A 26,951-nucleotide genomic window follows, 5' to 3' on the forward strand; every position below is an offset into this window, starting at 1 on the left:
TATAAAAGTACTTATTGAGTCGGGTTCAAGGTCATATTCAAGCGCGGTGAAACTCTACTTCTCCTTATCGGCAAATCTGCGCCAGACTATAGCCGGTAAAGGCGAAAAGCCGTTCAGCCCTTTTGGCGCGAGTAACAAATTGATGATGACCAGCTCCCATCATGACCAGTGAAACCACCAGCCCGACCTCAACACCTGCAACCCTGGATGCCTGGGTCGAGCGGCTCAACGCCGCCCGCTTGCCAATCCCGCAGCATAGCCATGGGCTGGTGTGCAAAGCCCTCAACGACAATCGCCGCTCATTGCGCGAGATTGCCGAGCTGATACAAGACAGCCCGGCACTGGCCCTGACCCTGATTCGCGAAGCCAACCAGCACCTGCAAAGCAGCCTGAGCGAACCGGCCGAGAGCCTGGAAGTGGCCATCAACCGACTGGGCCTGCAACGTACCCAGAGATTGCTTGAGCACATGAACACCCTGAGCCAGGAAGAAATCCCCCCGGGGTTCCGGCAAATCCAGCTCATCAGCCAGCACGCGGCGCAACAGGCCGTCGGCCTGTTCGGCAATCGTCTGGCGCGGCTGTGGCAAGAAATCTACTGGGGCAGCCTGCTGTTTCTCTCACCCTTGTGGGCTTTGGCGCTGACCCATCCAGAACTGCTCGAAGAATGGGAACAGCGGGTCATCCACAAAGGCGAGCGCGCCAGTGACGTCGAGCAAGAGCTGTTCGGTGTACGGCTGTTCGATATCTGCCGGGCGCTGGCGCAATTGTGGCGCCTGCCGGCATGGGTGCTACAGGGTTATACGGTCATCATTGAAGAGCAGCGCACCCTGGTCAGCGTGCTGCACATCGCCCGCAACAACCATGACGGGTTACGCCAGCAACAACGACTGGACGCCGATCCGGCACTGCGGCGCTGGCTCAATCACCCCGCCAATAGCGTGCTGCTGGCCAATGCTCTGGCGCTGTCGGCGCAATCGGGCTGGGATACCCCGCACAATGTGCGCTGGCAGTTGCTCACCGCGCTGTACCTGCAGACAACCCTGGATGAAGTGCAGCAGCTGGTTCACCAAAACGCCGCAAGCAGCGCCCGCTATCACTCGGTGCCCGACCTCTGGCACCCGGCCCAAGCACTGCTATGGCCGTGGGACAGCCGCCGCAGCAGTCCCGGCCAGCCTGCCGCGCCACCCTCTGCCGAGGCGCTGGCCACATGGCGCAAGCTGTGCGGGCAATTGCTGGCAGAGCCGAGCACCTTCGCCAACGCAATGCACCTGACCACCTGCGCTCGCGAGGCCCTGCTGGCATGCGGCATGCGCCGGGTGATGCTGCTGATGGCCGACAAGAGCGCAACCACACTGCGAGTTTTCCAGATATCCGGACTGCCGAAAGCAGCCTTCGACATGAGCTTTACCGTCAGTGAAAGCACCGCCTTGCAACGTTTGATGACGCAACCGGCGCAAGTTCGCCTGACGCCGGAAAACAACGCGACGATTTCTGCGGTCATGCCCGCCAACCTGCGCCAGCTGTTCCCCGGCGAGCATCTGCTGCTACGCTCGCTGGGCAACAGTGGCCGCGTCGTGATGCTGATACTGGCGGACCAGGGTGGCGGCCCGTTTTCCGAGACCAGCGTGCAAGCATTTGGCAAAACCGCGCAATGCATCGAGAAAGCCCTGAATAGCTTTAGCACGCGCGGGCGCTAGCCCTTGCGCTACAATCCCTCCTTTTTTCGCTCTGGAGACCTCACATGCCTGACTTCTCTGGTTTGCCGTTGGTCATCGAGCCCGGCGACCTGCTCGCACGGCTGGATAACCCCGAACTGATTGTGGTCGACCTGACCAGCGTCGCACGCTACGAGTCCGGGCATATTCCGGGTGCCCGTTTCGTCGACCCCAAACGCACCCAACTGGGCCAGCCCCCGGCACCCGGCCTGCTGCCGGGCCAGGCTTCTCTGGAGGCGCTGTTCGGCGAACTGGGGCACAACCCCGACGCGGTCTACGTGGTGTATGACGACGAAGGCGGCGGTTGGGCCGGCCGTTTTATCTGGTTGCTCGACGTGATCGGACACAAGGCTTACCACTATCTGGATGGCGGCATTCACGCCTGGGTCGCGGAAGGTTGCCCGGTGTCGAGCACTGTGCCGCCTGCAGTCGGTGGCCCGTTGCCGCTGACGTTGCACGACGCCCCCACTGCCACCCGCGAGTACCTGCAAAGCCGCCTGGGCGCGGCTGACCTGGCAATTTGGGATGCGCGCAGCCCCGCCGAATACGCCGGTGAAAAAGTGCTGGCGGCCAAAGGCGGGCACATCCCGGGCGCGAAAAACTTCGAATGGACCGCCGGCATGGATAAAAGCCGCAGCCTGCGCATTCGTACCGACATGGCGCAGATCCTCAAGGACCTGGGCATCACCCCGGACAAAGAAGTGATTACCCACTGCCAGACCCACCACCGCTCTGGCTTTACCTATCTCGTCGCCAAATCGCTCGGTTATCCGCGCGTCAAAGGTTACGCCGGCTCCTGGGGCGAATGGGGCAACCACCCCGACACCCCCGTCGAGCTGCCTGTCAAAAACTAAGGACCTGCAATGAAAAAGCGTCTGTTTCTCCTGAGCCAGTACCTGTTGCCGCATCACCTGCTGTCGCGCCTGGCCGGCTGCATTGCCGAGTGCCGCGTGCGCTGGTTCAAGAATGCGTTCACCACCTGGTTCGCCAAGCGTTATCAAGTGGACATGTCCCAGGCTCTGGTTGAAGACGTTACTGCTTACGAGCACTTCAACGCCTTCTTCACCCGCGCCCTGAAAGACGGTGCCCGCCCGCTGGATCAAACGCCGGGCGCAGTGCTGAGCCCGGCCGACGGTGCAGTCAGCCAGCTGGGCCCGATCGAGCACGGCCGGGTGTTCCAGGCCAAAGGTCATAGCTACAGCGTGCTGGAACTGGTCGGCGGTGATGCTGCGGTTGCGGCTCAATTCATGGGCGGCGAGTTTGCCACCATTTACCTGTCGCCCAAGGACTACCACCGTGTGCACATGCCACTGGCCGGTACTCTGCGCGAAATGATCTACGTTCCGGGCCGCCTGTTTTCGGTTAACCAGACCACGGCCGAAAACGTGCCGGAGCTGTTTGCCCGCAACGAGCGCGCGGTGTGTATTTTTGATACCGAGCGCGGCCCGATGGCCGTGGTATTGGTGGGTGCCATGATCGTGGCATCGATTGAAACCGTGTTTGCCGGTCTGGTGACGCCGCCTAAACGCGAGCTGAAAACTTTCCGCTACGACGAAGCTGCCCGTGCGCCGATCCATCTGGAGAAAGGTGCCGAACTGGGGCGCTTCAAGCTGGGTTCTACTGCGATCGTGCTGTTCGGGCCAGAACAGATCAAATGGGCTGAAAGCCTGACGGCGGGTTCGCCGGTGATGATGGGGCAGGCCATTGGTGGCCCGGCCAACGCCGAATAACACTGAGCCCCGACCTTGCTCGCGATCTTGAAAGCTCGCGAGCAAGGGCGCTGCTGCAGGGTTTGGCTAGCCCTGGCTGTTACGGTCGCGCTGACCCAGCAGGTACAGCACGGCATCCAGACCCAGGGTCGAAATGGCATGTCTGGCTGACTGTTTAACCAGCGGCTTGGCACGGAATGCCACACCCAGCCCGGCAATTGCCAGCATTGGCAAGTCGTTGGCGCCATCACCGACCGCAATGGTCTGCTCCAGTACCAACCCTTCCTTTATTGTCAGCTCTCGCAGCAAATCGGCTTTGCGCTGTGCATCGACAATCGGCTCAACCGCCACCCCGGTGACTTTTCCATCCACTACTTGCAGCTCGTTGGCGAACACGTAGTCGATACCCAGCTTTTCCTGCAATTGCTTGGCGAAGTAGGTAAAGCCGCCGGACAGAATGGCGGTTTTGTAGCCCAGGCGCTTGAGCTCTGCGAACAGCACTTCGGTGCCCTCGGTCAACCGCAGCGAGGCGCCGATGGAGTCCAGCACGCTGACGTCCAGACCTTTAAGCAGCGCCATGCGCTCCTTGAAACTGGCCTTGAAATCCAGCTCACCGGCCATGGCCCGCTCGGTAATGGCCGATACCTGCTCGCCCACACCCGCAGCCTTTGCCAGCTCGTCGATGACTTCGGCCTGGATCAGGGTCGAGTCCATATCAAATACGGCAAGGCGGCGATGGCGACGGAACAGGGTGTCCTCCTGCAAGGCAATGTCGACATTGAGTTCTTGCGCCAGGTTAAAGAATGCTTCACGCAACGCCTGGAGGTCGGTCGGCTCACCGCAGACGCGCAACTCGATGCAGCTCTTGCTCAACTGCGTCGGCGCATCCAGCGGCACACGACCGGACAGACGATCCGTCTGCTCGATGTTCAGCCCGTGCTGGCTGATTACCGATGTCACCTGTTGCAGTTCATGGGCCGTGACCTGGCGGCTCATCAATGTCACCACATGACGCTGGCGGCTCTGCTCGTTGACCCAGCGCTGGTAGTGCTCCTCGGAGATCGGGTCGAAGCGCAGTTGCAGGCCTTCTTTGGCGATCAGGGGCTGCAGGTCTTTAAGTACCGCCGACACCTGCTCCGCTTGCGGAATTTCAACCAGAAAACCCAACGACAAAACGCCATGAATGACGGCCTGACCGATGTCGAGAATGTTCACCCCATTGCTGGCCAGTACGCCGGTAATGGCCGCAGTGAGACCCGGACGGTCCTCACCCGTGATGTTTATCAGGACGATTTCGCGCAAGGCACACCCCCATTCACTAAAAAAACCGCATTCTACCTACTTTCAGTGACCATCGGGCATCGCCAAGGCTTTGCCGCCTCGAGGCCGCTCGTTATACTGCGCTCCAACTTAACGGACTAAGAGCCGCGCTCAGTGAACCGGCCATTGCCTGTCAAAAACGATAATTTCTTCCTGCTGATCTTCCGGGCCTTGCGCGATCGTCGCGTTCCGATTGCTCTGCGTATCGCCACCCACAACGTGATTCTGGTCGCGCTGGCGCTGGTCATATATGCCGTGGTGATGGGCCTGCAATTCAAACAGGCCATGCACGAACAAGCCGATGCACTGGGTCAGAGCCTGACCACCCAAACAGCCACCTCGGCCACCGAGTTGCTGGTGTCCAACGACATTCTCAGCCTCAACGTGCTGCTCAATAACCTGACCAAAAACCCCCTGGTTGCGCACGCCGCTATTTATAGCGTCGATAACCGCATCCTCGCCGAAGCCGGGCAACGTCCAAAAAACAGCCTGCTGGGCGAAACCGAGGGCGTGTACCAGACCAAAATCACCTTTCAGGATGTAACGGCCGGGCATCTGCGCATTAGCCTGGACATGAACCAGTTCGAGCAGCCGATGACCATCAGCCTGCAGAGCATGGGCATCTTGAGTGCAATTCTGCTCGCACTGGCGCTGGCTTTGAGCCTGCGTCTGGGCCGCCATATCACCACCCCCCTGTTGCAGCTGCGGGTCTGGCTGCGCGAACCGGACCCTTACACCCCGGCAACGACCCGCCAGGATGAAATCGGTGATCTGGCGCGCCAGCTTCACAGCCGACTGGCCCCCCCGGCTCCAGAGCCGGAACCAGAGCCAGAACCGGAAGACGACTACGACGACAGCGATTACGAAGCCGCCGAAGACAACGAGCCGACCTTCGAAGTACGCAACCTGAGCGATCCGGCTTTCGATGAAGCACCGGCTGCGCCTGCCCCTAAAGCGGCACCCCGGCAAGTGATCAGCACCGAAGAAGACGAGGGTGAAGAAGACCCGTTCGCGGACCTGCGCGACACCGGTACAACCGCGGTTGCTCCCAAAGCCGTGGCCAAAGCCGTGCCGACCTCACCGCAACCAAGCGCGGTACTGGCAGTCCAGCTGGGGGCGCAAGAACAGCTGCGGCGCCTGCCCCGTGCCCGCCTGATGGAATTGCTTGAACGCTATCGCGACTGCCTGAACCAGGCGGCGTCGCTGTACCAGAGCGAGCTGCACACGTTGAACGATGGCAGCACCCTGATGCTGTTCCATAGCGAAGACAGCGGCGACGACTACCTGACCAACGCCATCTGCTGTGGCGAATTGCTGCGGGCCCTGGGCCACGCTCTGCAGATCGAAGTTGCCGACAGCGGCATCACCCTGCAATTGCAGCTGGGTCTGGTGCTGGGCGAAGGGCTGAACGGCCTGAGCCAGATTGATCTGCTGCTGACCGAAACCGCCCAGGACGCCCTGGCATTGTCGCAACACAGCCGCAACCTGCTGCTGGTGGAGCGCAAAATCAGCGATGACCCGCTGATTCGTCAACGCGCCCGCATCCGCCCTATCGCCAGCCCCGAAGGCGCCTGCTGCGTTGAGCGGCTGATGGAGCCCTACCCGTCCATGCTCGAACGCCAGCTGGCCCGGATGCATGAGAACCGCGGCTAAAGGCCATACCCTGCAGGAGCGAGCCGGGCGCTGAAACAGCTCGCTAGCAAGCCGGCTCCTGCAAAGACCGGGCAATAAAAAACGCCGCTTTCCCAGTGCTGGGCAAGCGGCGTTTTTTATTGTGTGAACTGACTCAGAAGCGGAACACTTCCATGTCCGTGCGTATCGGTGAAGCCATCGGAATTCTCGGCTTCTCCGTTTGCTTGGGGGCCGGCCTGGCTTCGGGCTTGCGCAATTCAACCAGCGGCGGCTGGTTGGCCAGCGGTTCCAGGGCCGCCGCCAATTGTTTGCTCAACTGTTGCAACAACTCGCCCTGAGCCTTGACCTGAGCGGCCGTGCTGCCGTCGTGCTGCTGTTCCAGATGAACCATGCGGTTGTCCCGTACCTGGCCGCGCCGGTCGATCAAGCGCCATTGCGCGTCGAGAATTGCCGGCTGGCTCTCTCCGGAGTCCAGGCGGGTGATCGACAGCAGCACTTGCACGTCCGGACTGAAGCCCGAAGGGGCCGGTGCCAGCACTACTCGCTGACTGTCCAGACGCCAGGCCACCTGACGCAGCAACAACTGATCGATGTCTGACGACAGGCTACCGGCCCAACGACCATCGGTGGCCGCACTCAGGCTGCCATCCGGCTGACGTTGCAGCAACGTTTCGCGTTGCAGGTAATCGGCCACAGTCACCGGGCCAAGTACCACAGCCATGCCCGCACTTTGCTTGGGCTGGCCGGGGGTGCCACTGTCCAGTTGGTACAAAGCCGCTGGCTGGTGCGTGCTGCACCCCGCCAGGCCGAGCACACCGGTCAGTAGCGCAATTAAAGGAAGACGTAGAACGTTCATCATTCCATCCAGGTGGCCGCCGTTTGGCGCGCCGCAGTGTGATTCTGAAGATTTCCAGGAAAAATCATACGCGCTATGTCGTAAGAGGCGCATATCATCCGCGAATATACGGCGTGACTCCAGCGCCGTTGCGCCGATCTACGCGATAAATCGCAGATCGGACGCACTAAACGGGCTTAATTGGGCACTTCTACCAGCAAAGCATCCACACGCTGGAAGCCTCGCGGCAATTTGTTCCCGCGCCGACCCCGTTCGCCTTTGTAATGTTCCAGGTCATCAGCCTTGAGCGACAGGGTGCGTTTGCCGGCCTGCAGCACCAATGTGGCGTTGTCCGGCAGCACGGCGATGTCCGTCACGTACTCTTCGCGATTGGCCACGCGATCACCGGGAATGCCGATAATCTTGTTGCCCTTGCCTTTACCCAGTTGCGGCAGGTCGCTGACTTTGAATATCAACAGCCGGCCTTCGGTGGTAACGGCCGCCAGCCAATTGTGCTCGCGATCCGCCACAGGTCGCGGCAGCATCACTTGCGCGCCTTTGGGCAGGCTGAGCAACGCCTTGCCGGCCTTGTTCTTGGCCTGCAGGTCTTCACCCTTGACCACAAACCCGTAACCGGCATCGGAGGCAATCACGTACAGCGAGTCGTCTTCGGGCAACAACACGCACTCGAAAGTCGCACCCGGTGGCGGCGTGAGGCGGCCGGTCAACGGCTCGCCCTGGCCACGTGCCGACGGCAACGTGTGGGCGGGCACCGAGTAACTGCGCCCAGTGGAGTCAATAAATACCGCGAACTGGTTGGAGCGTCCGGCAGCAGCGGTTTTATAGCCGTCCCCTGCTTTATAGGACAGCCCGGTCGCATCCAGGTCGTGACCTTTACCGCAACGTACCCAGCCTTTTTCGGACAGAACCACCGTGACCGCTTCAGTGGGCACCAGCTCGTTTTCCGACAAGGCTTTGGCTTCAGCGCGGGACACAATCGGCGAGCGACGGTCATCGCCATAGGTTTCGGCGTCAGCCAGCAATTCGCTGCGTACCAGTTTTTTCAGCTTGGCTTCGCTGCCCAGCAAGGTTTGCAGCTTGGCCTGCTCTTTGCGCAACGCATCTTGCTCGGTGCGCAGCTTCATCTCTTCGAGGCGGGCCAATTGGCGCAGGCGCGTGTCGAGGATGTAGTCGGCCTGGGTTTCGCTCAGGGCAAAGCGCGCAATCAGCTCGGCTTTGGGATGTTCCTCGGTACGAATGATATGAATCACTTCGTCGAGGTTCAGATAAGCAGTGAGCAAACCGTCCAACAGGTGCAGGCGGCGCTCGACTTTATCAAGGCGGAACTGCAAGCGGCGGCGCACCGTGTGAACCCGGAACTCCAGCCACTCCACCAGCAGGGCCCGCAGATTTTTCAGCTGCGGCTTGCCGTCCAGGCCGATGATGTTGATGTTGACGCGAAAAGTGGACTCAAGATCGGTCACAGCAAACAGATGCTGCATCAATTCGTCGAGATCGACCTTGTTGTTGCGCGGAATGATCACGATGCGGCACGGGTTTTCGTGGTCCGATTCGTCGCGCAAGTCAGTAACCATCGCCAGCTTGGTCGGCTTGGCCTGCATCAGCGCAGCGATCTGCTCCAGCACCTTGGCGCCCGATACCTGGTGCGGCAATGCCGTGACCACGATGTCGCCATCTTCGATGTGGTACACCGCCCGCATGCGCACCGAACCACGACCGGTCTGGTAGATCTTCAGCAGATCGGCACGGGGGGTGATGATTTCGGCTTCGGTCGGGTAGTCCGGGCCCTGAATGTGTTCGCACAGTTGCTCTATCGTGGCCTTGGGCTCGTCGAGCAGCCGCACACAGGCGGTCGCGACTTCACGCAGGTTGTGCGGCGGCACGTCAGTAGCCATGCCCACGGCAATGCCGGTGGTGCCATTGAGCAGGATGTTCGGCAAACGGGCCGGTAACACCGCAGGTTCGTCGAGGGTGCCGTCAAAGTTCGGGACCCAGTCCGCCGTGCCCTGGCCCAGTTCGCTGAGCAGCACTTCGGAGTAACGCGACAGGCGGGCTTCGGTGTAACGCATGGCGGCGAATGACTTGGGATCATCCGGCGCACCCCAGTTACCTTGCCCGTCGACCAGGGTGTAGCGATAGCTGAATGGCTGCGCCATCAGCACCATGGCTTCGTAGCACGCCGAATCACCGTGGGGGTGAAACTTGCCGAGTACGTCACCGACGGTACGCGCCGATTTCTTGTGCTTGGAATCTGCGTCCAGCCCCAACTCGCTCATGGCGTAGATAATGCGCCGCTGTACAGGCTTGAGGCCGTCGCCGATATGCGGCAGGGCCCGGTCCATGATTACGTACATGGAGTAGTTGAGGTAGGCCTGTTCGGTGAAGTCGGCCAGTGACCGGCGTTCTACGCCGTCCAGGCTGAGATCAAGGGAATCGCTCATGCGGACCTCATTCAGTTCGTTGTCTGGCGCAGCAGCATGGTGCCGCCGCGCTGGGTAAATTCAAGTTTTTTCAGCGCACTCATGCCCAATAGCACTTGTTCGCCTTCAAGCCCGGGAGCCGCCACCGCGCGCACGTCGCGCAGCACAATGGCGCCCAGTTGCAGGCGGTCGATACGGGTCTGATAGCCCTGGGTACGGCCATTGGCGGTATTCAGGGTCACGGCCATACCCTTGGGCAATGCCAACTGCCTGGCCAGCTCCAGCGGGACCGCGACATCGGTGGCCCCGGTATCCAGTAAAAATTCCACCGGCACGTTGTTGATACGGCCGCTGGCGACGAAGTGGCCCTGGGAATTGGCGAGCAGTTTGACTTCGATGTAGCCCGCGCCCTGCAGCGAGGCGACCTCAGTATTGGGGTTTTCCTGACGCTGTTCCCAGCGCCCGAAAAATTGCGTCGCCAGATACAGCCCCGCGCACCAGGCCACAATCATGAAGACCCGGCCCACACCCTTGCCCGGCGGTTGCTGGCTCATGATGCGGCACTCCAGCCACCTTGCGGTGCCGCGAAGCGCCAGACCACGGGACGCTTCTCGCCATCGGCGCGCACGTGATTGCCGTTGTCCACACCGATCCAGGCGCCTTCGGCATCCACACTCAGGGCCTCGGCATTGCCATAGGCGCTGTTGTAACGCCGGGGAGCGATCAACCCATCATCGGCAAATGACCAGCAGCGCTCAACGTCGCCCGTGCCCGGGGTGCGACGACAAATGCGATAGGCCATGCGTTCGAGGGTGAACAGCTTGCCCTCGAACAGCGCCAGGTCGGCGAAGTCCTTTTGTTGTGCCTTGACCTTGAGTTGAGGTGGGGCCGACTCGAGGCCACCCTCACTCATCAACACGCAACCGCCTTCGCAGTCCCACACGCTCTGTTTTTTGCCGATGGTCAGCAAACCGCGGCGCTCGCGCTCGGCCGCCAGCCAGATCTGGTTGCCCTGCGGGTTGACGGCGATACCTTCAAACAGCGCATTGAAATGCAGCAGCATGCCGCTGGCGCGCGCCTGACGGACCAGTGACGGATCGATTTTCAACCATGCCGGCGCGCCCGTCTGCGGAATTTGCAGCACCGCGGCGTGGGTCTCGCTGACCACGAAGCGGTTGCCCGCCTCGTCGCAACTGATGCCTTCGAAATCCAGCTCACCACCACGCAACGGGCTGACAGCCTTGCTCATCATGCGCACGCCCCACGGCAAGCCGCTTTCAGGGGGCGGCGGGACATCAATATGCAGTGCCTCGGCGTGCCATTCGGGAGAGTGCTGATCCAGGCGGTAAATCTGATCATCATCGCGATCAGACACCGCCCACAGCTCACCCAGACACAGCGCCAGCCCGGACAGGTTGGCGCCGCGCATGCCTTCTACGGGATGCTCGGACTGCAGCACCAGCTCCGGCCAGGTATCGGCCATTACCGGTGCTGCAGTCACACAAAGCAACGCCATCAAGGCACTGCGCATCAGGCCAGCACCTGCGCCAGGTTGCCTTTGGATTCGAGCCAGGACTTGCGGTCACCGGCGCGTTTTTTCGCCAGCAGCATGTCCATCATTTCCGACGTGGCGGCGTAATCTTCAAGCGTCAGCTGCACCAGACGCCGGGTGTTCGGGTCCATGGTGGTTTCACGCAGCTGCGGCGGGTTCATTTCACCCAGACCTTTGAATCGCGTGACCTGCGGTTTGCCGCGCTTCTTCTCGGCCACCAGACGGTCGATGATGCCATCACGCTCGGCTTCGTCCAGGGCGTAGAAAATCTCTTTGCCCAGGTCGATCCGGTACAGCGGCGGCATGGCCACATACACGTGACCGGCATCCACCAGCGGGCGGAAGTGCTGCACGAACAATGCACAGAGCAAGGTGGCAATGTGCAGACCGTCCGAGTCGGCGTCGGCGAGGATGCAGATCTTGCCGTAGCGCAGCTGGCTGATGTCGGCCGCGCCCGGATCAACCCCGATGGCTACCGCGATGTTGTGCACTTCCTGGCTGGCCAGCACTTCGCTGCCGTCGACTTCCCAGGTGTTAAGGATCTTGCCGCGCAACGGCAGGATGGCCTGGAACTCTTTGTCCCGGGCCTGCTTGGCTGAACCGCCGGCGGAGTCACCCTCCACCAGAAACAGCTCGGAGCGCATCGGGTCCTGCCCGGCACAGTCCGCAAGCTTGCCCGGCAGGGCCGGCCCCTGGGTGATGCGTTTGCGCTCGACCTTTTTACTGGCCTTGAGCCTGCGCCCGGCGTTGTTGATTGCCAGTTCTGCCAGCTGCATGCCCAACTCGGGGTTGGCATTGAGCCACAGACTGAAGGAGTCCTTGATCACACCCGAGACGAAAGCGGCCGCCTCACGGGACGACAGACGCTCTTTGGTCTGGCCCGAGAATTGCGGTTCCTGCATTTTCATCGACAGCACGAACGCAATGCGTTCCCACACATCTTCGGGGGCCAGCTTGACGCCACGGGGCAGCAGGCTGCGGAATTCACAGAACTCGCGCATGGCATCGAGCAAGCCCTGGCGCAGTCCGTTGACGTGGGTCCCGCCCTGGGCCGTCGGGATCAGGTTGACGTAGCTTTCCTGAACACTGTCGCCGCCTTCGGGCAGCCACAACAGCGCCCAGTCGATGGCTTCTTTATTGCCCGCCAGGCTGCCACAGAACGGCTCGTCAGGCAGGCGCTCGAATTCGCTGACCGCATCCACCAGATAGGAGCGCAGGCCGTCTTCGTAGTGCCACTCGATCTTTTCGCCGGTGCCCTTGTCCTCGAAACTGACCAGCAGCCCCGGGCACAATACGGCCTTGGCCTTGAGCACGTGCTTGAGACGGCTGACCGAAAACTTGGGTGAATCGAAGTATTTAGGGTCCGGCGCAAAGAACACGCTGGTACCGGTATTGCGCTTGCCGACAGTGCCGAGAACTTCCAGGTCGGTGGCTTTGTAGCCATCGGCAAAGGTCATCTGATACTCGTTGCCGTCACGCTTGACCTTGACCCGCACCAGGGTCGACAGCGCGTTGACCACCGAAATCCCCACGCCGTGCAGGCCGCCGGAGAACTGGTAGTTCTTGTTGGAAAACTTGCCGCCGGCATGGAGCTTGGTGAGGATCAGTTCGACCCCTGACACCCCTTCTTCGGGGTGAATGTCCACCGGCATGCCGCGCCCGTCATCACTGACTTCCAGCGAGTGATCGGCGTGCAGAATGACCTGCACCGATTTGGCGTGACCGGCCAGGGCTTCGTCGACACTGTTATCGATGACTTCCTGGGCCAGGTGGTTGGGCCGGCTGGTGTCGGTGTACATGCCGGGACGTTTGCGCACCGGGTCGAGGCCCGAGAGGACTTCGATGGCGTCGGCGTTATAAGAGCTAGCGCTGGGAGTGGCCATAGGGTCTCGTCGTTAGTCGTAAATGAAAAATAAGGGCCATTCGACGGGCGCCTTAAAGGGCCGCAAAATCGATGGTTTGATACTGTTGGGCGCCAATCCCGGCAAAATTCAGCAGCGCGGGCAGTTGCTGCGCGAACCCCTGGTAACTGTGATCGCCACCGGCCTGAATCCGCAAGACACATGCCTTGTAGTACTTTTCAGCATTACGGTAGTCCAGGGTTTCATCGCCTGTTTGCAGCCACACCTGATACCGCTGCGGGTCCTGGGGTGCCGCCACTTCAAGCTCGGCCAGGGCCTGCACATGATCCAGGGTCAGCTCCCAGGTTTCGCCACTGTAAAGATTGGTTTGGGTGCCCAGATAACCGTCGAACATCCGATGCGGGCTGACGGCCGGGTTGACCAGTAGTGCCTTGAGGCCATGCTGTTCGGCCAACCAGGTCGCATAGTAGCCGCCGAGTGAGCTGCCGACCAGCAACGGACGGTCCATCTCGCTGATTGCCGCGGTCAACTGCGCCATCGCTTCACGGGGGTGATGATGCAAGGCCGGCACCCGGAGCTGATCGCCAAGGCCCATGCCTTGCATTACCGAGATCAACTGCGTGGCCTTTTTGGACTCAGGGGCACTGTTGAAGCCATGGATATACAAGATGGAACCGGACATGCAATCACTCCCGAGTACAGATAAGGCTGAACACAACATCAATAAAGACGCGCAGTTTAGCCTGACTCAGGGGCAACTCAGTAATTGTTGGCGCTGTAATCGGGTTCAAAGACGAAGTCAGTGACGCGTGACACCCCGGTTTGCAAAGTGCCATCAGGCTGCAGGCGCAACCAGCGATAACCCGGCGCCTCACTGCTGACCTTGAAATCCGCGCTGCCGGGGGCGAACTGGATGCAGGTCGAGGGTGAGGCCAGCAACCTGACGCCGTTGCGCTGCTGATCGAACGCCTGATGCACGTGCCCCCAAAGTACGCCACGGACCTGTGGATAACGATCGATGACCTTCCAGAACTCACCGGCGTTGCACAGCCCGATCGGTTCAATCCATTCACAGCCCACCGGCACCGGATGGTGGTGCAGGCAGATCAGATGATGACGGTCCGGCGCTTCGCTCAAGGATTGCGCCAGCAACTGCAGCTGACTGTCTTGCAGATAACCCTGGCTCTTTTGCTCCACGTTCGAATGCAGCAATGTGATGCGCCAATTGCCCAGATCAACCACCGGGTCCAGCAAACGGCTTTGCACGGCCGCTTCGCGCATATGGGGCAGATTGTCATGATTGCCGGGAATCCAGCGCGCTTTGGCGCACAGCGACCCGGTCAATTGCCGAAAACGCTGGTAAGCCGCAATGCTGCCGTCCTGGGCCAGATCACCGGTGCCCAGCAGTAAATCGACCTGCGGCTGTTCGCCGCGAACCAGATCGATGACCTGCTGCAGGCTGTCTGCGGTCCTGAGCCCCAGCAGTGAACCCTCGGCATCGGCAAACAAATGGCTGTCGGTCAACTGCACCAGCAGCACCGGGTCTTCGGTGGTCAGCGTGGATACACTCGGCAAGGTGAATCTCCCGGGAGAAAGGGTTGTGTGGCAGGAGCGCGCTTGCTCGCCAGCTGTCGTGGGGCAAAGATCGCGAGCCAGCCCGCTTCTACAAATTAGTACGTCTAACGGACTTCCGCGTATTCATGCCCGCATGCCAGACAATGGCTCAGCCACTCACCCAAAAATATATTGAGCTGGGCTTTCTCGTCGGGCTGATGCATGGCCACGTTGGGGTACGGGTAAATACTGCGAAAACGCCGCGCATGCTCGGCCGCAATCACCTCAGCCATGCGCGCATCGTGGTACACCTGAACCTGCAGTTCGGGTACCGGCAGCCACGGCAGGCTGTGTTCCTGCCGTACCCGCAACGTGCTGGTGTAGGGGCAGTCCTGAATCACCTCAAGGGTCAGCACCCCGAGCATCTGGTCACCCTGGGTCACGGCGATCCGCCGTGCAACCGGTTGCTCACGCATATCGGGCAGCAACCGCATCAAACGTGCGTAGTTGGCTTCGCAGGCAGCCTGCAAGCCAATCAGGTCGACCCGGTATCGTTCACGACGCGCAATTACAACCATAACCCCCTCACTTCAGCGCGGTTAAGCGCCAGCCATTGCAGGGCAATAATGCTCGCTGCATTGGAAATACGGCCATCGCGTACGGCTTGCAAGGCATCTTCATAGGCCCAGACCGTTACCCGAATATCTTCAGCTTCTTCTTCCAGCCCGTGCAATCCGCCAACCCCTTCGGAGCTGCAACGGCCCAGATACAAATGCACAAACTCGGTACTGCCGCCCGGGGACGGAAAGTAACGGGTGATCGGCCACAAAGACGAGAACTTCAGCCCCGCTTCTTCTTCACCTTCGCGATGGGCGACTTCTTCAGGCACTTCGGCCTTGTCGATGAGCCCGGCGACCAGTTCTATCAGCCAGGGAGTCTCGGCCTTGCCCATGGCCCCGACCCGGAACTGCTCGATCAGCACCACTTCATCGCGCTGCGGATCATAGGGCAGCACACACACGGCATCGTGCCGGACAAATACTTCGCGACTGATCTCAGGGCTCATGCCGCCAGCAAACAATTCATGGCGCAGGTGTACGCGGTCAAGCTGGTAGAAACCCTTAAAACACTCTTCGCGTTTTATGATCTCTGTGGCGCTTGGCGTAGCCTTGGTGATATCAGTCATGGAAAACCTCTGCTGGCGAATTTCTCCGGGGTTGCCCCACGGCATCGGGCATCCTAACGCGCCTGCGGTCAAGGATGCAGCCCCTTTTATGACGCGGGGATAGACGGATCGCCTGCAAACCCTCTCTAATTGACACTGTTGAGCTTAGTGGCGAACCGACTCCCTTGTTGGCAGTCGAACCACCATAATTCCACCTTTCTTTCGTTGATGAAGGACGACCATGTCGCTTTTGAAATTTGCCTCCATGACTTGTATCGCCCTGACCCTGGGTGCCTGCCAGAGCGTATTCCAGCCGTCCGCGCCAAAACCGCTGGCCTTTACTGTGGACGCTTCCGAGCAAGTCAAGGCCGGATGCAGCGGCGATGAGTGCCCACTGGTAAACATCGAGACCGCGCACTTTGCAGACGCCCCGAAACTCGATGCCCTGATCGAAAACCGCTTGTTGAAAATGACTGTGGATTCGCCCGATGCAAAACTGGCGCCTTCGCTCAATGCCTACCGCGAGCAGTTCTTGCGCACCGCGGACAGCCGCAACAGCACCTACTTGCAGGCAAAAGTACGCGAGCAGCATGACGGTCTGGTGATAGTTGAACTGTCCAGTTATCTGGACACCGGCGGCGCCCATGGCATGCCGGGACGCGGCTTTATCAACTACTCCACCAAACAGCAGAAGGAAGTCACCCTGCAGGACATGCTGCTGCCGGGCCAGGAGCAAGCCTTTTGGGGCGCCGCCAAAGTGGCGCACAACAACTGGTTGATCAGCAGCCATTTCGGCAACGACCCGGAATACGTGAAGAACTGGCCGTTCCAGACAACGCCGAACGTGGCACTGCTCAAGGACAACGTCGTCCTCAAGTACGACGTGTACAGCATTGCGCCGTACTCCGAAGGGCATGTCGAGTTGAAGATCCCCTACTCGCGCCTGAACGGCATTCTGAAGCCTGAGTGGTTCCCGGCTCGCGGCTAAACCCCGTCCACTGCAGGAGCTAGCTTGCTCGCAAGCTGCAAGCTTATGGCTTGCAGCTTGCTGCTTCAGACTCTGTTACGTCCCAGCACCCACTGCAGCAGCCCGGCCAGCAACAAGGCCGGCAAGGTCGCCCCCACATCCGCAAACAGATTCGCCAGCAGATGATAGGTCAGCACCCCGCCGCCCCAGGCCAGCAATGTCGACCAGCGGAATAATGAGACCGAAACCCGGGCACTGCGTTTGCGCAAAATGAAGTGATCCACCAGCACCACGCCAAACAGCGGCGCGAACACCGAGCCGATCAGCAGCAAGAAGTTCTGGTACTGCGCCAACGGCGCGAAACAGGCGATCAGGGTGCAGATCACACCAATGGTCAGCGCCAGATGCTCAACTTTGACCTGCGACAAAATCCCGCCGGAGACTGCCGCCGAATGAATGTCGGCAAAGGCGTTTTCGGACTCGTCGAGCAAGATCAGCAACAACGGAATCCCCAGCCCCGCACCCGCCAGCGCCAATAGCAACGCATTGACTTCGCCACTCGGAGCGAACGCCAGCGTGTAGGCCACCCCCAGACTCATCAACCAGAAGTTGCCAATAAAAAAGCCCAGCGCGGTGCCGCCGAACACATTTCTGGCGCGCTTGCCAAAGCGCGAATAGTCGGCGATCAACGGCAGCCACGACAGCGGCATGGCGATGGCAATGTCAAAGCCCAGTGCGAACGGCAGCGACCCGTCACCCTTTTGCGCCCACAGGGCAGGCAGATCAGCTTTGGCGAACAGGTTCCAGGTCAGCCACAGACACGCCGCCAGCAGCAGCCAGATGCCCCATTTACGCAGCACCTTGCGCACAAAAGTCAGCGGTCCGCTAACCGCGAGCAAGGTGGCCAGGGCACCAAATAACAGGGTCCACAGCATCGGGCTGGTCAACAGGCTGCCTTCGCCGAAAGCGCGGGCGCCCAGCAAGCTTGCGGCATCGCGCATCACGATGATTTCAAACGAGCCCCAGCCGATCAGTTGCAACACGTTGAGCATGGCCGGGAGCATGGCACCCCGGGTGCCGAGGCTGAGTTTGAGGGCAGCCATGGAGGACAGTCCGGTATCGCTGCCGATCACCCCGACCGAAGCCAGCAGGGCCACGCCCACCAGGGTGCCGAGGAAAATCGCCAGCAATGACCCTGAAAGACCCAGGCCCGGCGCCAGTAACGCGCCGGTCTGCAACACCATCAGGCCAATGCCGAGGGAGAACCACAGGGAGAACAGATCACGGGCGCCGAACACGCGCTTGTCACCGGGTACCGCAATGTCAGGGGAATAGGTGCTGGGTGTGTTCAAGGAATGAATCTCGAAGGGACGTTGGTTTTTTACGCTCGCAATCGCCGGCAAACCGGCTCGCACAATATCGGCGCAATCATTGTGGGAGCCAGCTTGCCGGCGACTCGGGGTTTAGATCAGACTTTTTTGTACAGCTGGCTGCCTTCCTGCTTGAAGCGCTCGGCCTGCTCCGCCAGGCCCTGGGCGACTTCTGCATCCACCGTTTCAATGCGCTGATTGGCGGCGTAGATGCGCACTTCCTGGGTGATTTTCATCGAGCAGAATTTTGGCCCGCACATGGAACAGAAGTGCGCGACCTTGGCCGAATCCTTGGGCAGGGTTTCGTCGTGGTAAGAACGGGCCGTGTCCGGGTCCAGACCAAGGTTGAACTGGTCCTCCCAACGGAATTCAAAGCGCGCCTTGCTCAATGCGTTGTCGCGGATTTGCGCCCCCGGATGACCCTTGGCCAGGTCGGCAGCGTGGGCCGCGATCTTATAAGTGATGATCCCGGTCTTCACGTCATCCTTGTTCGGCAACCCCAGGTGTTCCTTGGGTGTGACGTAACAAAGCATGGCGCAACCGAACCAGCCGATCATGGCTGCGCCGATGCCCGAAGTGATGTGGTCGTAACCCGGCGCAATATCGGTGGTCAGCGGGCCCAGAGTGTAGAACGGCGCCTCGTCACAGCACTCCAGCTGCTTGTCCATGTTCTCCTTGATCAGTTGCATCGGCACGTGGCCCGGTCCCTCGATCATGCACTGCACGTCGTGTTTCCAGGCGATTTTGGTCAGTTCACCGAGGGTTTCCAGCTCACCGAACTGTGCTGCATCGTTGGCGTCGGCGATCGAGCCCGGACGCAGGCCATCGCCCAGCGAGAAGCTGACGTCGTAGGCCTTCATGATTTCGCAGATTTCGTCGAAATGGGTATAGAGGAAGTTTTCTTTGTGGTGCGCCAGGCACCACTTGGCCATGATCGAACCACCGCGCGAGACAATCCCGGTCACGCGCTTGGCGGTCAACGGCACATAGCGCAACAATACGCCGGCGTGAATGGTGAAGTAGTCGACACCCTGCTCGGCCTGTTCGATCAGGGTGTCGCGGAACAACTCCCAGGTCAGGTCTTCGGCCGCGCCGTTGACCTTCTCCAGCGCCTGATAAATCGGCACGGTACCGATCGGCACCGGCGAGTTGCGGATGATCCACTCGCGGGTTTCGTGAATATGTTTGCCGGTGGACAGGTCCATGACCGTGTCCGAACCCCAGCGAATGCCCCAGGTCAGCTTGGCCACTTCTTCTTCAATGGAGGAGCCCAGCGCACTGTTGCCGATGTTGCCGTTGATTTTCACCAGGAAATTACGCCCGATAATCATCGGTTCCAGCTCAACGTGGTTAATGTTGGCCGGGATGATGGCGCGCCCGCGGGCGATCTCTTCGCGCACGAATTCGGCAGTGATTTCTTTCGGGATGCTGGCGCCAAAACTGTGGCCCGGGTGCTGCTGATCCAGCAGACCGGCAGCCCGGGCTTCTTGCAACTTCATGTTTTCGCGGATGGCGACGTATTCCATCTCGGCGGTAATGATGCCCTGACGCGCATAGTGCATCTGGCTGACGTTGGCCCCGGCCCTGGCCCGACGCGGATTTTTCACGTGGGCGAAACGCAGCTTGGTCAGTTCTGCATCGTCGAGACGCATCTGCCCGAAATTGGAGCTCAGGCCCGCCAGGCGTTCAGTGTCGCCACGGTCATCGATCCACGCCGAGCGCACGTCGCCCAGGCCTTTGCGCACGTCGATTTGCACAGACGGATCGGTATACGGGCCCGAGGTGTCGTAGATCAATACCGGCGCGTTGATTTCGCCGCCAAAATCAGTGGGCGTGACATCCAGGCTGACTTCACGCATCGGCACCAGAATGTCCGGGCGCGAGCCCTGTACGTAGACTTTTTGTGATCGGGTAAACGGCTTGACCGATTGTTCATCGACCTTGGCCGAATCACTGAGATTGATCGCGTTTTTTGGTTTTGTACTCATCACGGCTCTCCAGACTGCATCCAGGCGGATTGTCGGAGGTAGAACCTGAAAAAAGCACGGATGCACCCAAGGACTGGATGCTGAGTGGCGACCTCGAACGATTGATCATTTATTGAACAATCGATCCCGGACGGCACTCAAGAGGACTCGCCGGGAGACGAGAAATCTTGTTCCCTACGCAGGCGTTAACCTGATCAGGTTCAACGGGATCCGAAATTATTCGATCTCAGCCTCATAGCAAGGCACCCCGACAAGAACCCGGCCAGTCTATTGAAGAGTGACGCAGAACGCCAACCCGATATGAACCGCGTGATGAAAGGCGCTATAACGGCATTGTTGCAAGATGCCACCACCACTACACTCGCTACGTCTTGAAACCACGAGCGTCGGAGCACGGCCTCGGGCCTTTATTTTTCGCATTATTGAACTAGGGATCGCTCATGCTGCGCAAACTTTCACTGGCTATCGCCGTGTCCTGGGCGACCAACGCAATGGCGCTGGATACACAAGCCCCGCTATCCAGTCAGAACGGGCTGGTCAGCGTCTACCACGAAGCGGTCGACAACAACGCCGATCTGGCAGCTGCCCGCGCCGATTACGATGCCCGCAAGGAAGTCGTACCCCAGGCCCGTGCCGGCTTGCTGCCCAACCTGTCGGGGGGTGCCGAGTCGAGCAACGTGCGCACTTCCATTGACCAGCCATCGCTGACCACCACCCGCAGTGCCGTGGTGTATCAGGCCACACTGGCGCAGCCGATTTTTCGCGCTGACCGCTGGTTCCAGTTGAAAGCCGCCGAATCGGTCAACGAACAGGCTGCCCTGCAACTGTCGGCCACCGAGCAGAACCTGATCCTGCAAACCGCCGAGTCGTACTTCTCGGTACTGCGCGCCCAGGACACGCTGGCCTCGACCAAGGCTGAAGAAGCCGCGTTCAAGCGCCAGCTGGATCAATCGCGCGAGCGCTTTGACGTGGGCCTGTCGGACAAGACCGACGTGCTGCAATCCCAGGCCAGCTATGACACGGCACGGGCCAACCGGCTCCTGGCACAGCGCCAGGTGGCGGATGCGTTTGAAGCCTTGATCACCCTGACCAACCGCCAGTACAACTCGATTGAAGGCATGCGCCACACCCTGCCGATCCTGCCGCCGACGCCAAATGACGCCAAGGCCTGGGTCGATACCGCAGCCCAGCAAAACCTCAATCTGCTGGCCAGCAACTTCGCGGTGGCAGCTGCCGAAGAAACCCTCAAGCAGCGCAAGGCCGGTCACGCGCCGACCCTGGATGCGGTAGCGCAATACAAAACCGGCGACAACGACGGTTTTGGCCTGAGCAACCCGAATGCGCTGCAGCAGCGCTACAGCGGGGATGTGTCGCAACGCAGCATCGGCTTGCAGCTCAACATCCCGATCTACAGCGGCGGCCTGACCAGTTCGCAAGTGCGCGAATCCTATTCGCGCTTGAACCAGACCGAACAGCAGCGTGAATCGATGCGCCGCCAGGTGGTCGAAAACACCCGCAACCTGCACCGCGCGGTCAATACCGATGTCGAGCAGGTACAAGCGCGCAAACAGTCGATCATCTCCAACCAGAGTGCGCTGGAAGCCACAGAAATCGGTTATCAGGTAGGCACGCGCAACATCGTCGACGTGCTCGATGCCCAGCGCCAGCTCTATACCTCGGTGCGCGATTACAACAATTCGCGCTATGACTACATCCTCGACAACCTGCGGCTCAAACAGGCTGCGGGCACCTTGAACCCGGGGGATCTCGAAGCGCTGTCGCGCTATCTGAAGCCTGACTACAACCCGGACAAGGACTTCCTGCCACCGGACCTGGCCCAGGCCGCCGAAGCCAATATGCGCTCACCGGGCAATTGAACAACCGCCTGCAACCGCAAGGTTGCAGGCCAGCCCCGGATCAAATCTTGAGAAGTCGTCCCAGGCCATCCAGCAGGCGCTGCAGCGCGCCCTGATTGGCCTGCATCACCTTCAATCCGGCTTCGCCCATGCGCTGCGCGTCCTGGGGCAGTTCAAACAGGCGCTGTAACGCAACCGCCAGTCCTTGCGCGTCATCCACCTCTTCCAGTGCCCCGGCCTCGCGCAACAGCACGGCGATTTCGAGGAAGTTGAACAGATGCGGACCGCTCAATACCGGTTTGGCCAGGGCCGCCGGCTCCAGCAGGTTGTGCCCGCCATTGGCGACCAGACTGCCGCCGACGAACGCACTGTCGGCCAGCGCATACAAAAACAGCAACTCGCCCATGGTGTCGCCCAACAGCACCTGCACCCCGGCACCGACCTGCTCGCCACTTGAGCGGCGCACGGTGGCGAAACCCTCGCGCCGGCACAGTTCAAACACCGAGTTGAAGCGCTCCGGGTGACGCGGTACCAGAATCAGCAGGGCATCGGGATGGCTGGACAGCAATTGACGATGGGCCGCGAGCACAATCGCGTCTTCGCCTTCATGGGTGCTGGCAGCAATCCATACCGGGCGGCTTTGTGCTTGCCAGTGTTCACGCAGTTCGCCGGCCTTGATCAGCAATTGCGGATCGATGCTCAGGTCAAACTTGATTGAACCTGTCACTTCCACACATTCAGGGCGGGCGCCCAATGCACGGAAACGCTCGGCTTCGGTCGCAGTCTGGACCGCGATCAGGCTCATTTCCTCGAGCATTGGCCGGGTCAGTTTGGCAAACCGTGCATAGCCCTTGGCCGAACGGGCTGAGAGCCGGGCATTGGCCAGCGCCACCGGAATGCCGCGCCGGGCGCACTGGTGTATGTGGTTGGGCCACAGTTCGGTTTCCATGATCACCGCCAGTACCGGCTGTACCCGATCCAGAAAGCGCGCCGCCGCCCAGGGCAAATCGTAAGGCAGGTAGCAATGCTGGATCCGCGGTTCGTCGGCGAACAAGGCTTTGATCCGCTCGGACCCGGTGGGGGTCATGCACGTCACGGTAATGGGCAACTGTGGATAACGCTTGAGCAACGCCCGGATCATCGGTGCGGCAGCGATACTCTCGCCCACAGACACGGCGTGCACCCAAATCCCGCCCGGTTGCAGCAGCGGAAAGTTCAGCGCGAAGCGCTCGCCCACACGCTTGGCATAGGCCGGCGCCTTGCGCGCCCGCAGCCACAAGCGAATCGCCACCAGAGGCAGCCCCAGATGAAACAGCAAGGTGTAGAGAGTTCTATTCATGGGCACAGAGTTTACTTGAAAAAGTATTACCCATGATGGCACCCGCCGACCCGGTCATGTCGAGATGTCTGGCGGATCTGTCGTAATCAAAACGCAATACACTTTTACACTCTCTAGAATGGCTTACTGTTAAATTGCCCCGCATTACTCCTCAGGACTCCACCATGAACGCCTACTACTACCTGGCCATCGCCATCTGCGCCGAAGTGATCGCCACCGTTTCCATGAAGGCGATCAAAGGTTTCAGCACGCCGTTGCCACTGATTCTGGTGATTGCCGGTTACGCCACCGCATTCTGGATGCTGACCCTGGTGGTGCGTACTATCCCGGTGGGTGTGGCCTATGCCGTATGGGCAGGCTTGGGAATCGTGCTGGTGAGCATCGCCGCGCTGTTTATCTACGGCCAGAAACTCGACGTGCCGGCCATGCTCGGCATGGGTCTGATCGTGCTCGGGGTGGTGGTGATCCAGCTGTTTTCGAAAACAGCGGGGCACTAATCCGCCCGTTACCCTGTAGTCGCCCGACAAGTCAGACCCAAGCCCCATAAATCCTCAACGCCCACTAAAAGTCAGAGTGCGGATCAGCCTGTATACTCCCGGCCTTGTCTTTGAATGCTGAGGTCGACCATGCCATCCGTTATTTCCACCGACGTACTGATTGTCGGCGCTGGTGTTGCTGGCCTCTGGCTCAATGCGCGCCTGCGCCGCCAGGGCTTTTCTACGGTACTGGTCGAGAGCCGGACCCTGGGCGGCGCACAGACCGTAAAGTCCCAGGGCATCATCCACGGCGGTGCCAAGTACGCGTTACATGGCGCGCTGACCGGCGCCTCTGAAGCCATTGCCGATATGCCCCGCCGCTGGCGCGAAGCCCTTGCCGGTAACGGCGAGCTGGATTTGACCGGAGTACGCTTGCTCTCCGAAGCCCACTACCTGTGGTCACCCGGCACCCTGGCCGGCAATCTCACCAGCTTCTTTGCCAGCAAAGCCGTGCGCGGCCGTGTTGATCAAGTCAAAGGCGATCAACTGCCGCCGGCCCTGCAAGACCCGCGATTCAAGGGCAAGGTTTACCGGTTGGCCGAACTGGTGGTCGATGTCCCCAGCCTGATTGAACGCCTGGCCGAACTGGCCGGCGACGGTTTGCTGTCTGGCCAGAATATTGAGCCTGTGTTTGCCAACGAAGAACTGATCGGACTACGGATCGACGGGCGCGAGATCCATGCCCAACGCATCGTTTTCAGTGCCGGAGCCGGCAATGCCGAACTGCTGGCCAGTGCCGGGATCAGCGTACCCGCGCAACAATTGCGGCCGCTGCACATGGTGCTGGTCAAGGGCCCGAGCCTCAAACCGCTGTACGCCCACTGCCTGGGCGGCGGTCCCAAGCCACGGATTACCGTGACCACCCATCCGGCAGCCAATGGCGAGTGGGTCTGGTACCTGGGCGGTGACATTGCCGAGGCCGACGGGGTGGCCCGCACACCGGACGAGCAAATCGCCGTGGCGCAAAAAGAACTGGGCAATTTGCTGCCGTGGGTCGATCTGAGCCAGGCGCAATGGGCCACGCTGCGGGTCAACCGGGCAGAGCCTGCACAGTCCGGACTGGTACGTCCGGACAACGCCTTCCTCGCCGACCAGGGTCGCTTGCTGGTTGGCTGGCCGACCAAGCTGGCACTGGCACCCGACTTCTCGGACCGGGTCATCACCGCACTGCACAACGACGGTATCCAGCCAGGCAATGCCCCTGTACTTCCCGAATTTGTGCGCCCGCCATTGGCTCAAACCCCATGGGAGCAACTGTTGCCATGAGCCAGCCAACCCTGCACCCGTTCCACCGCCCGCTGGGCAGTACCGGCCTGATGGTTTCACCGCTGGGGCTCGGCACTGTCAAACTGGGACGTGACCAAGGGGTGAAATACCCCAGCGGTTTCAAGATCCCGGATGATGGCGAAGCGAAAATGCTGCTCAAGCTGAGTCAGGACCTGGGTATCAACCTGATCGACACCGCCCCCGCCTATGGCCGCAGTGAAGAGCGTTTGGGCCCGTTGCTGCGGGGTCAGCGTCAAGACTGGGTGATTGTCAGCAAGGTCGGCGAAGAGTTCGATAACGGCGTATCACATCACGACTTCAGTGCCGCACATACCCGGCGCTCGGTTGAACGCAGCCTGCAACGTCTGGAAACGGATTTTATCGATCTGGTCCTCGTGCATTCGGATGGCAATGACCTTGCTATCCTCAACGAAGCCCAGGTCTACGAGACCCTGGCCGAGTTGAAGCGCGAAGGCAAGATCCGCGGTTTCGGCCTGTCGGGAAAAACCGTCGAGGGCGGGCTCAAAGCCCTGGAAACCGGCGACTGCGCGATGGTCACCTACAACCTCAACGAACAGGCCGAACGCCCGGTCATCGATTACGCGGCAGCCCACGGCAAAGCGATTCTGGTTAAAAAAGCCCTGGCCAGCGGTCATGTTTGCCTCAGTCCCGGGGTTGATCCGGTACGCGCCAGCTTCGAACTGGTATTTGGCCATCCCGGGGTTGCCAGTGCTATTGTCGGCACCATCAATCCGCTGCACTTGGCCCATAACGTGGCAACCGTTGCCCAGGTTCTGCGTAACCTCTAAAGCCGCCGACGCGGCCGACCCCGACGCAAGAAGGAGCCGACATGCCGCGTTCGCTGATTCGCAAAAACCCCAGCGACTTTAAGACCCTGCCGTTGTTTGTCGAAGCCACGCCCGAAGGCTTGAGCTACCAGACCATCGGCAGACCCCTGAACTTTGCGCAAACCTTGCAAAAACGCCGCCCGGTGAACGTCGCCGACAATCAGCGATTTTCCCTGGAACTGGCCAACCTCGGGGTCTCCGTCCGCCTGACGCTGAACTGGCAAGGCCGCGATTACTGGGTGCTGGTGCGCCAGCGGCGCCAGGATCGTGGCGACGTAGTGCTCAAACTGATCTCGGGCTACGTGCCTGCCCACGAGGTCAGCCTGCCCCTGCACACAGCCATCCAGGAGATTGCCGAAGAGTGCTTGCTGGAAACCCCGGAAGGCTGGCTCAGCGGGCGCTTCAACGAAACATGGTTGCCCGCGCCTTACGCCAGCGCCCTGCATTACCGAGAGGCCCTGCCCTTTCGTCTCACGCCCTTGTCCGGCGCGGCTCGCCCGGTTCGCTGTGGCAGTCAGCCATTGATCGAGCGCCCCAGGGCCTACGTACACTTGCCGACGGCATCGCTGCAGCTGATTTACGACCTGCGCCTGGAAGTGCCCAAGGAAGCCAAGTCACTGAGCCTGTTCCACGTCGACGAACGGCTGGAGGGCGACCAGTTAGTGGCGCGACTCGACCGCAAACGTGCAGACCTGTACCTGATGCCGCTGACTGACGGCCAGCCCTGTGCCGAGCTCTACACCCTGCACAAGGATCGTCTGCACAGCGCCAGCACCCGCGGCCTGTATCTGGCCGAGAGTTTTGCCCGTCAAGAAGGCTGGGTGGTGAGTGATGAGCGCATTCGCTGGAAGGACTGGCTCGTGCAGCAAGGTTTGAGCGTGCCGGGCAAAGAGTCGAGACTAAAAAGCCTGACCGGCAAGGCACGGCAGATATTCAGAAAGGTGGTGAAGAGCAAGGCATGACACTGCAGGAGCAAGCTTTTTCAAGATCAAAAGA

23 protein-coding genes and 1 riboswitch are annotated in these 26,951 nt (G+C 60.5%); of the genes, 10 read left to right on the top strand and 13 right to left on the bottom strand.

Annotation, left to right across the window (positions count from 1 at the left end):
* Positions 1 to 161 precede the first annotated feature (161 nt).
* The 3 genes from B195_RS20700 to asd are packed head-to-tail and all read left to right on the top strand — an operon-like array spanning position 162 to position 3,445.
* The gene (locus B195_RS20700) at positions 162 to 1,697 is read left to right on the top strand and encodes an HDOD domain-containing protein (protein ID WP_003438989.1); all 1,536 of its coding nucleotides are present in this window, start codon (positions 162 to 164) and stop codon (positions 1,695 to 1,697) included.
* A gap of 44 nt (positions 1,698 to 1,741) precedes the next feature.
* Positions 1,742 to 2,569 carry a rhodanese-like domain-containing protein gene (locus B195_RS20705; RefSeq protein ID WP_003438986.1) on the top strand — a complete coding sequence of 276 codons (828 nt, stop codon included), beginning with the start codon at positions 1,742 to 1,744 and terminating at the stop codon, positions 2,567 to 2,569.
* 9 nt (positions 2,570 to 2,578) lie between these two features.
* Positions 2,579 to 3,445: an archaetidylserine decarboxylase gene (gene asd / locus B195_RS20710; RefSeq protein WP_003438984.1), complete on the top strand. Its 867-nt coding sequence runs from the start codon at positions 2,579 to 2,581 to the stop codon at positions 3,443 to 3,445.
* 66 nt (positions 3,446 to 3,511) lie between these two features.
* Here asd and serB read toward each other — a convergent pair whose 3' ends face one another.
* On the bottom strand, positions 3,512 to 4,726 hold the full coding sequence (gene serB, locus B195_RS20715; protein ID WP_003438982.1) for a phosphoserine phosphatase SerB: 1,215 nt from the start codon (positions 4,724 to 4,726) through the stop codon (positions 3,512 to 3,514).
* A gap of 132 nt (positions 4,727 to 4,858) precedes the next feature.
* Between serB and B195_RS20720 the strand changes: the two genes are divergently transcribed.
* A complete protein-coding gene (locus B195_RS20720) occupies positions 4,859 to 6,397 on the top strand; it encodes an AhpA/YtjB family protein (protein ID WP_003438981.1) in 1,539 nt (512 codons plus the stop codon).
* A 133-nt stretch (positions 6,398 to 6,530) separates the two neighbouring features.
* Here the strand turns inward: B195_RS20720 and B195_RS20725 are convergent, their stop codons facing one another.
* From B195_RS20725 to B195_RS20765, 9 genes are all read right to left on the bottom strand, one after another.
* Positions 6,531 to 7,235: a membrane integrity-associated transporter subunit PqiC gene (locus B195_RS20725; protein WP_003438979.1), complete on the bottom strand. Its 705-nt coding sequence runs from the start codon at positions 7,233 to 7,235 to the stop codon at positions 6,531 to 6,533.
* Positions 7,236 to 7,408: 173 nt separating this feature from the next.
* Positions 7,409 to 9,673: a DNA topoisomerase IV subunit A gene (gene parC, locus B195_RS20730; protein WP_003438977.1), complete on the bottom strand. Its 2,265-nt coding sequence runs from the start codon at positions 9,671 to 9,673 to the stop codon at positions 7,409 to 7,411.
* Positions 9,674 to 9,684: 11 nt separating this feature from the next.
* Entirely contained in the window at positions 9,685 to 10,206 is a 522-nt protein-coding gene (locus B195_RS20735; RefSeq protein ID WP_003438976.1) for a TIGR02281 family clan AA aspartic protease, read from the bottom strand.
* Complete coding sequence (locus B195_RS20740; RefSeq protein WP_003438975.1) at positions 10,203 to 11,183, bottom strand: esterase-like activity of phytase family protein; 981 nt, start codon at positions 11,181 to 11,183, stop codon at positions 10,203 to 10,205. The genes B195_RS20735 and B195_RS20740 overlap by 4 nt, the downstream gene beginning before the upstream one ends.
* Positions 11,183 to 13,087 (bottom strand): DNA topoisomerase IV subunit B, encoded by a 1,905-nt coding sequence (parE, locus tag B195_RS20745; RefSeq protein WP_003438974.1) that lies wholly within the window; start codon positions 13,085 to 13,087, stop codon positions 11,183 to 11,185. Before parE ends, B195_RS20740 begins: the two co-directional genes overlap by 1 nt.
* Before the next feature lie 52 nt (positions 13,088 to 13,139).
* Entirely contained in the window at positions 13,140 to 13,748 is a 609-nt protein-coding gene (locus tag B195_RS20750) for a YqiA/YcfP family alpha/beta fold hydrolase (protein WP_003438973.1), read from the bottom strand.
* 77 nt (positions 13,749 to 13,825) lie between these two features.
* Positions 13,826 to 14,641: a 3',5'-cyclic-AMP phosphodiesterase gene (gene cpdA / locus B195_RS20755; RefSeq protein ID WP_003438971.1), complete on the bottom strand. Its 816-nt coding sequence runs from the start codon at positions 14,639 to 14,641 to the stop codon at positions 13,826 to 13,828.
* A 104-nt stretch (positions 14,642 to 14,745) separates the two neighbouring features.
* The gene (locus B195_RS20760) at positions 14,746 to 15,198 is read right to left on the bottom strand and encodes a DUF1249 domain-containing protein (protein WP_003438969.1); all 453 of its coding nucleotides are present in this window, start codon (positions 15,196 to 15,198) and stop codon (positions 14,746 to 14,748) included.
* Positions 15,189 to 15,806 carry an NUDIX domain-containing protein gene (locus B195_RS20765; RefSeq protein WP_003438967.1) on the bottom strand — a complete coding sequence of 206 codons (618 nt, stop codon included), beginning with the start codon at positions 15,804 to 15,806 and terminating at the stop codon, positions 15,189 to 15,191. Before B195_RS20765 ends, B195_RS20760 begins: the two co-directional genes overlap by 10 nt.
* 220 nt (positions 15,807 to 16,026) lie before the next feature.
* Between B195_RS20765 and B195_RS20770 the strand changes: the two genes are divergently transcribed.
* The gene (locus B195_RS20770) at positions 16,027 to 16,773 is read left to right on the top strand and encodes an RsiV family protein (RefSeq protein WP_003438965.1); all 747 of its coding nucleotides are present in this window, start codon (positions 16,027 to 16,029) and stop codon (positions 16,771 to 16,773) included.
* A 65-nt stretch (positions 16,774 to 16,838) separates the two neighbouring features.
* Here the strand turns inward: B195_RS20770 and cytX are convergent, their stop codons facing one another.
* Positions 16,839 to 18,104, bottom strand: coding sequence for a putative hydroxymethylpyrimidine transporter CytX (gene cytX, locus B195_RS20775; RefSeq protein ID WP_037001306.1), 1,266 nt, complete (start codon positions 18,102 to 18,104; stop codon positions 16,839 to 16,841).
* A gap of 116 nt (positions 18,105 to 18,220) precedes the next feature.
* A complete protein-coding gene (thiC, locus tag B195_RS20780; RefSeq protein ID WP_003438961.1) occupies positions 18,221 to 20,110 on the bottom strand; it encodes a phosphomethylpyrimidine synthase ThiC in 1,890 nt (629 codons plus the stop codon).
* A gap of 154 nt (positions 20,111 to 20,264) precedes the next feature.
* Positions 20,265 to 20,370: riboswitch (TPP riboswitch) on the bottom strand.
* A gap of 180 nt (positions 20,371 to 20,550) precedes the next feature.
* Between thiC and B195_RS20785 the strand changes: the two genes are divergently transcribed.
* Positions 20,551 to 21,987: a TolC family outer membrane protein gene (locus B195_RS20785; RefSeq protein ID WP_003438959.1), complete on the top strand. Its 1,437-nt coding sequence runs from the start codon at positions 20,551 to 20,553 to the stop codon at positions 21,985 to 21,987.
* Positions 21,988 to 22,027: 40 nt separating this feature from the next.
* Here B195_RS20785 and waaA read toward each other — a convergent pair whose 3' ends face one another.
* Positions 22,028 to 23,305, bottom strand: coding sequence for a lipid IV(A) 3-deoxy-D-manno-octulosonic acid transferase (gene waaA / locus B195_RS20790; RefSeq protein ID WP_003438958.1), 1,278 nt, complete (start codon positions 23,303 to 23,305; stop codon positions 22,028 to 22,030).
* 164 nt (positions 23,306 to 23,469) lie between these two features.
* Between waaA and B195_RS20795 the strand changes: the two genes are divergently transcribed.
* The 4 genes from B195_RS20795 to B195_RS20810 all read left to right on the top strand — a co-directional run bounded on the left by B195_RS20795 (position 23,470) and on the right by B195_RS20810 (position 26,917).
* Entirely contained in the window at positions 23,470 to 23,802 is a 333-nt protein-coding gene (locus tag B195_RS20795; RefSeq protein ID WP_003438955.1) for a multidrug efflux SMR transporter, read from the top strand.
* 129 nt (positions 23,803 to 23,931) lie between these two features.
* The gene (locus B195_RS20800) at positions 23,932 to 25,107 is read left to right on the top strand and encodes an FAD-binding oxidoreductase (RefSeq protein WP_003438952.1); all 1,176 of its coding nucleotides are present in this window, start codon (positions 23,932 to 23,934) and stop codon (positions 25,105 to 25,107) included.
* Positions 25,104 to 25,916, top strand: coding sequence for an aldo/keto reductase (locus B195_RS20805; RefSeq protein WP_003438950.1), 813 nt, complete (start codon positions 25,104 to 25,106; stop codon positions 25,914 to 25,916). The genes B195_RS20800 and B195_RS20805 overlap by 4 nt, the downstream gene beginning before the upstream one ends.
* 41 nt (positions 25,917 to 25,957) lie before the next feature.
* Entirely contained in the window at positions 25,958 to 26,917 is a 960-nt protein-coding gene (locus B195_RS20810) for a hypothetical protein (protein ID WP_003438949.1), read from the top strand.
* Positions 26,918 to 26,951 lie beyond the last annotated feature (34 nt).

Origin of the sequence: Pseudomonas sp. Lz4W (assembly GCF_000346225.2) — a bacterium.
GTDB lineage: Bacteria > Pseudomonadota > Gammaproteobacteria > Pseudomonadales > Pseudomonadaceae > Aquipseudomonas > Aquipseudomonas paraversuta.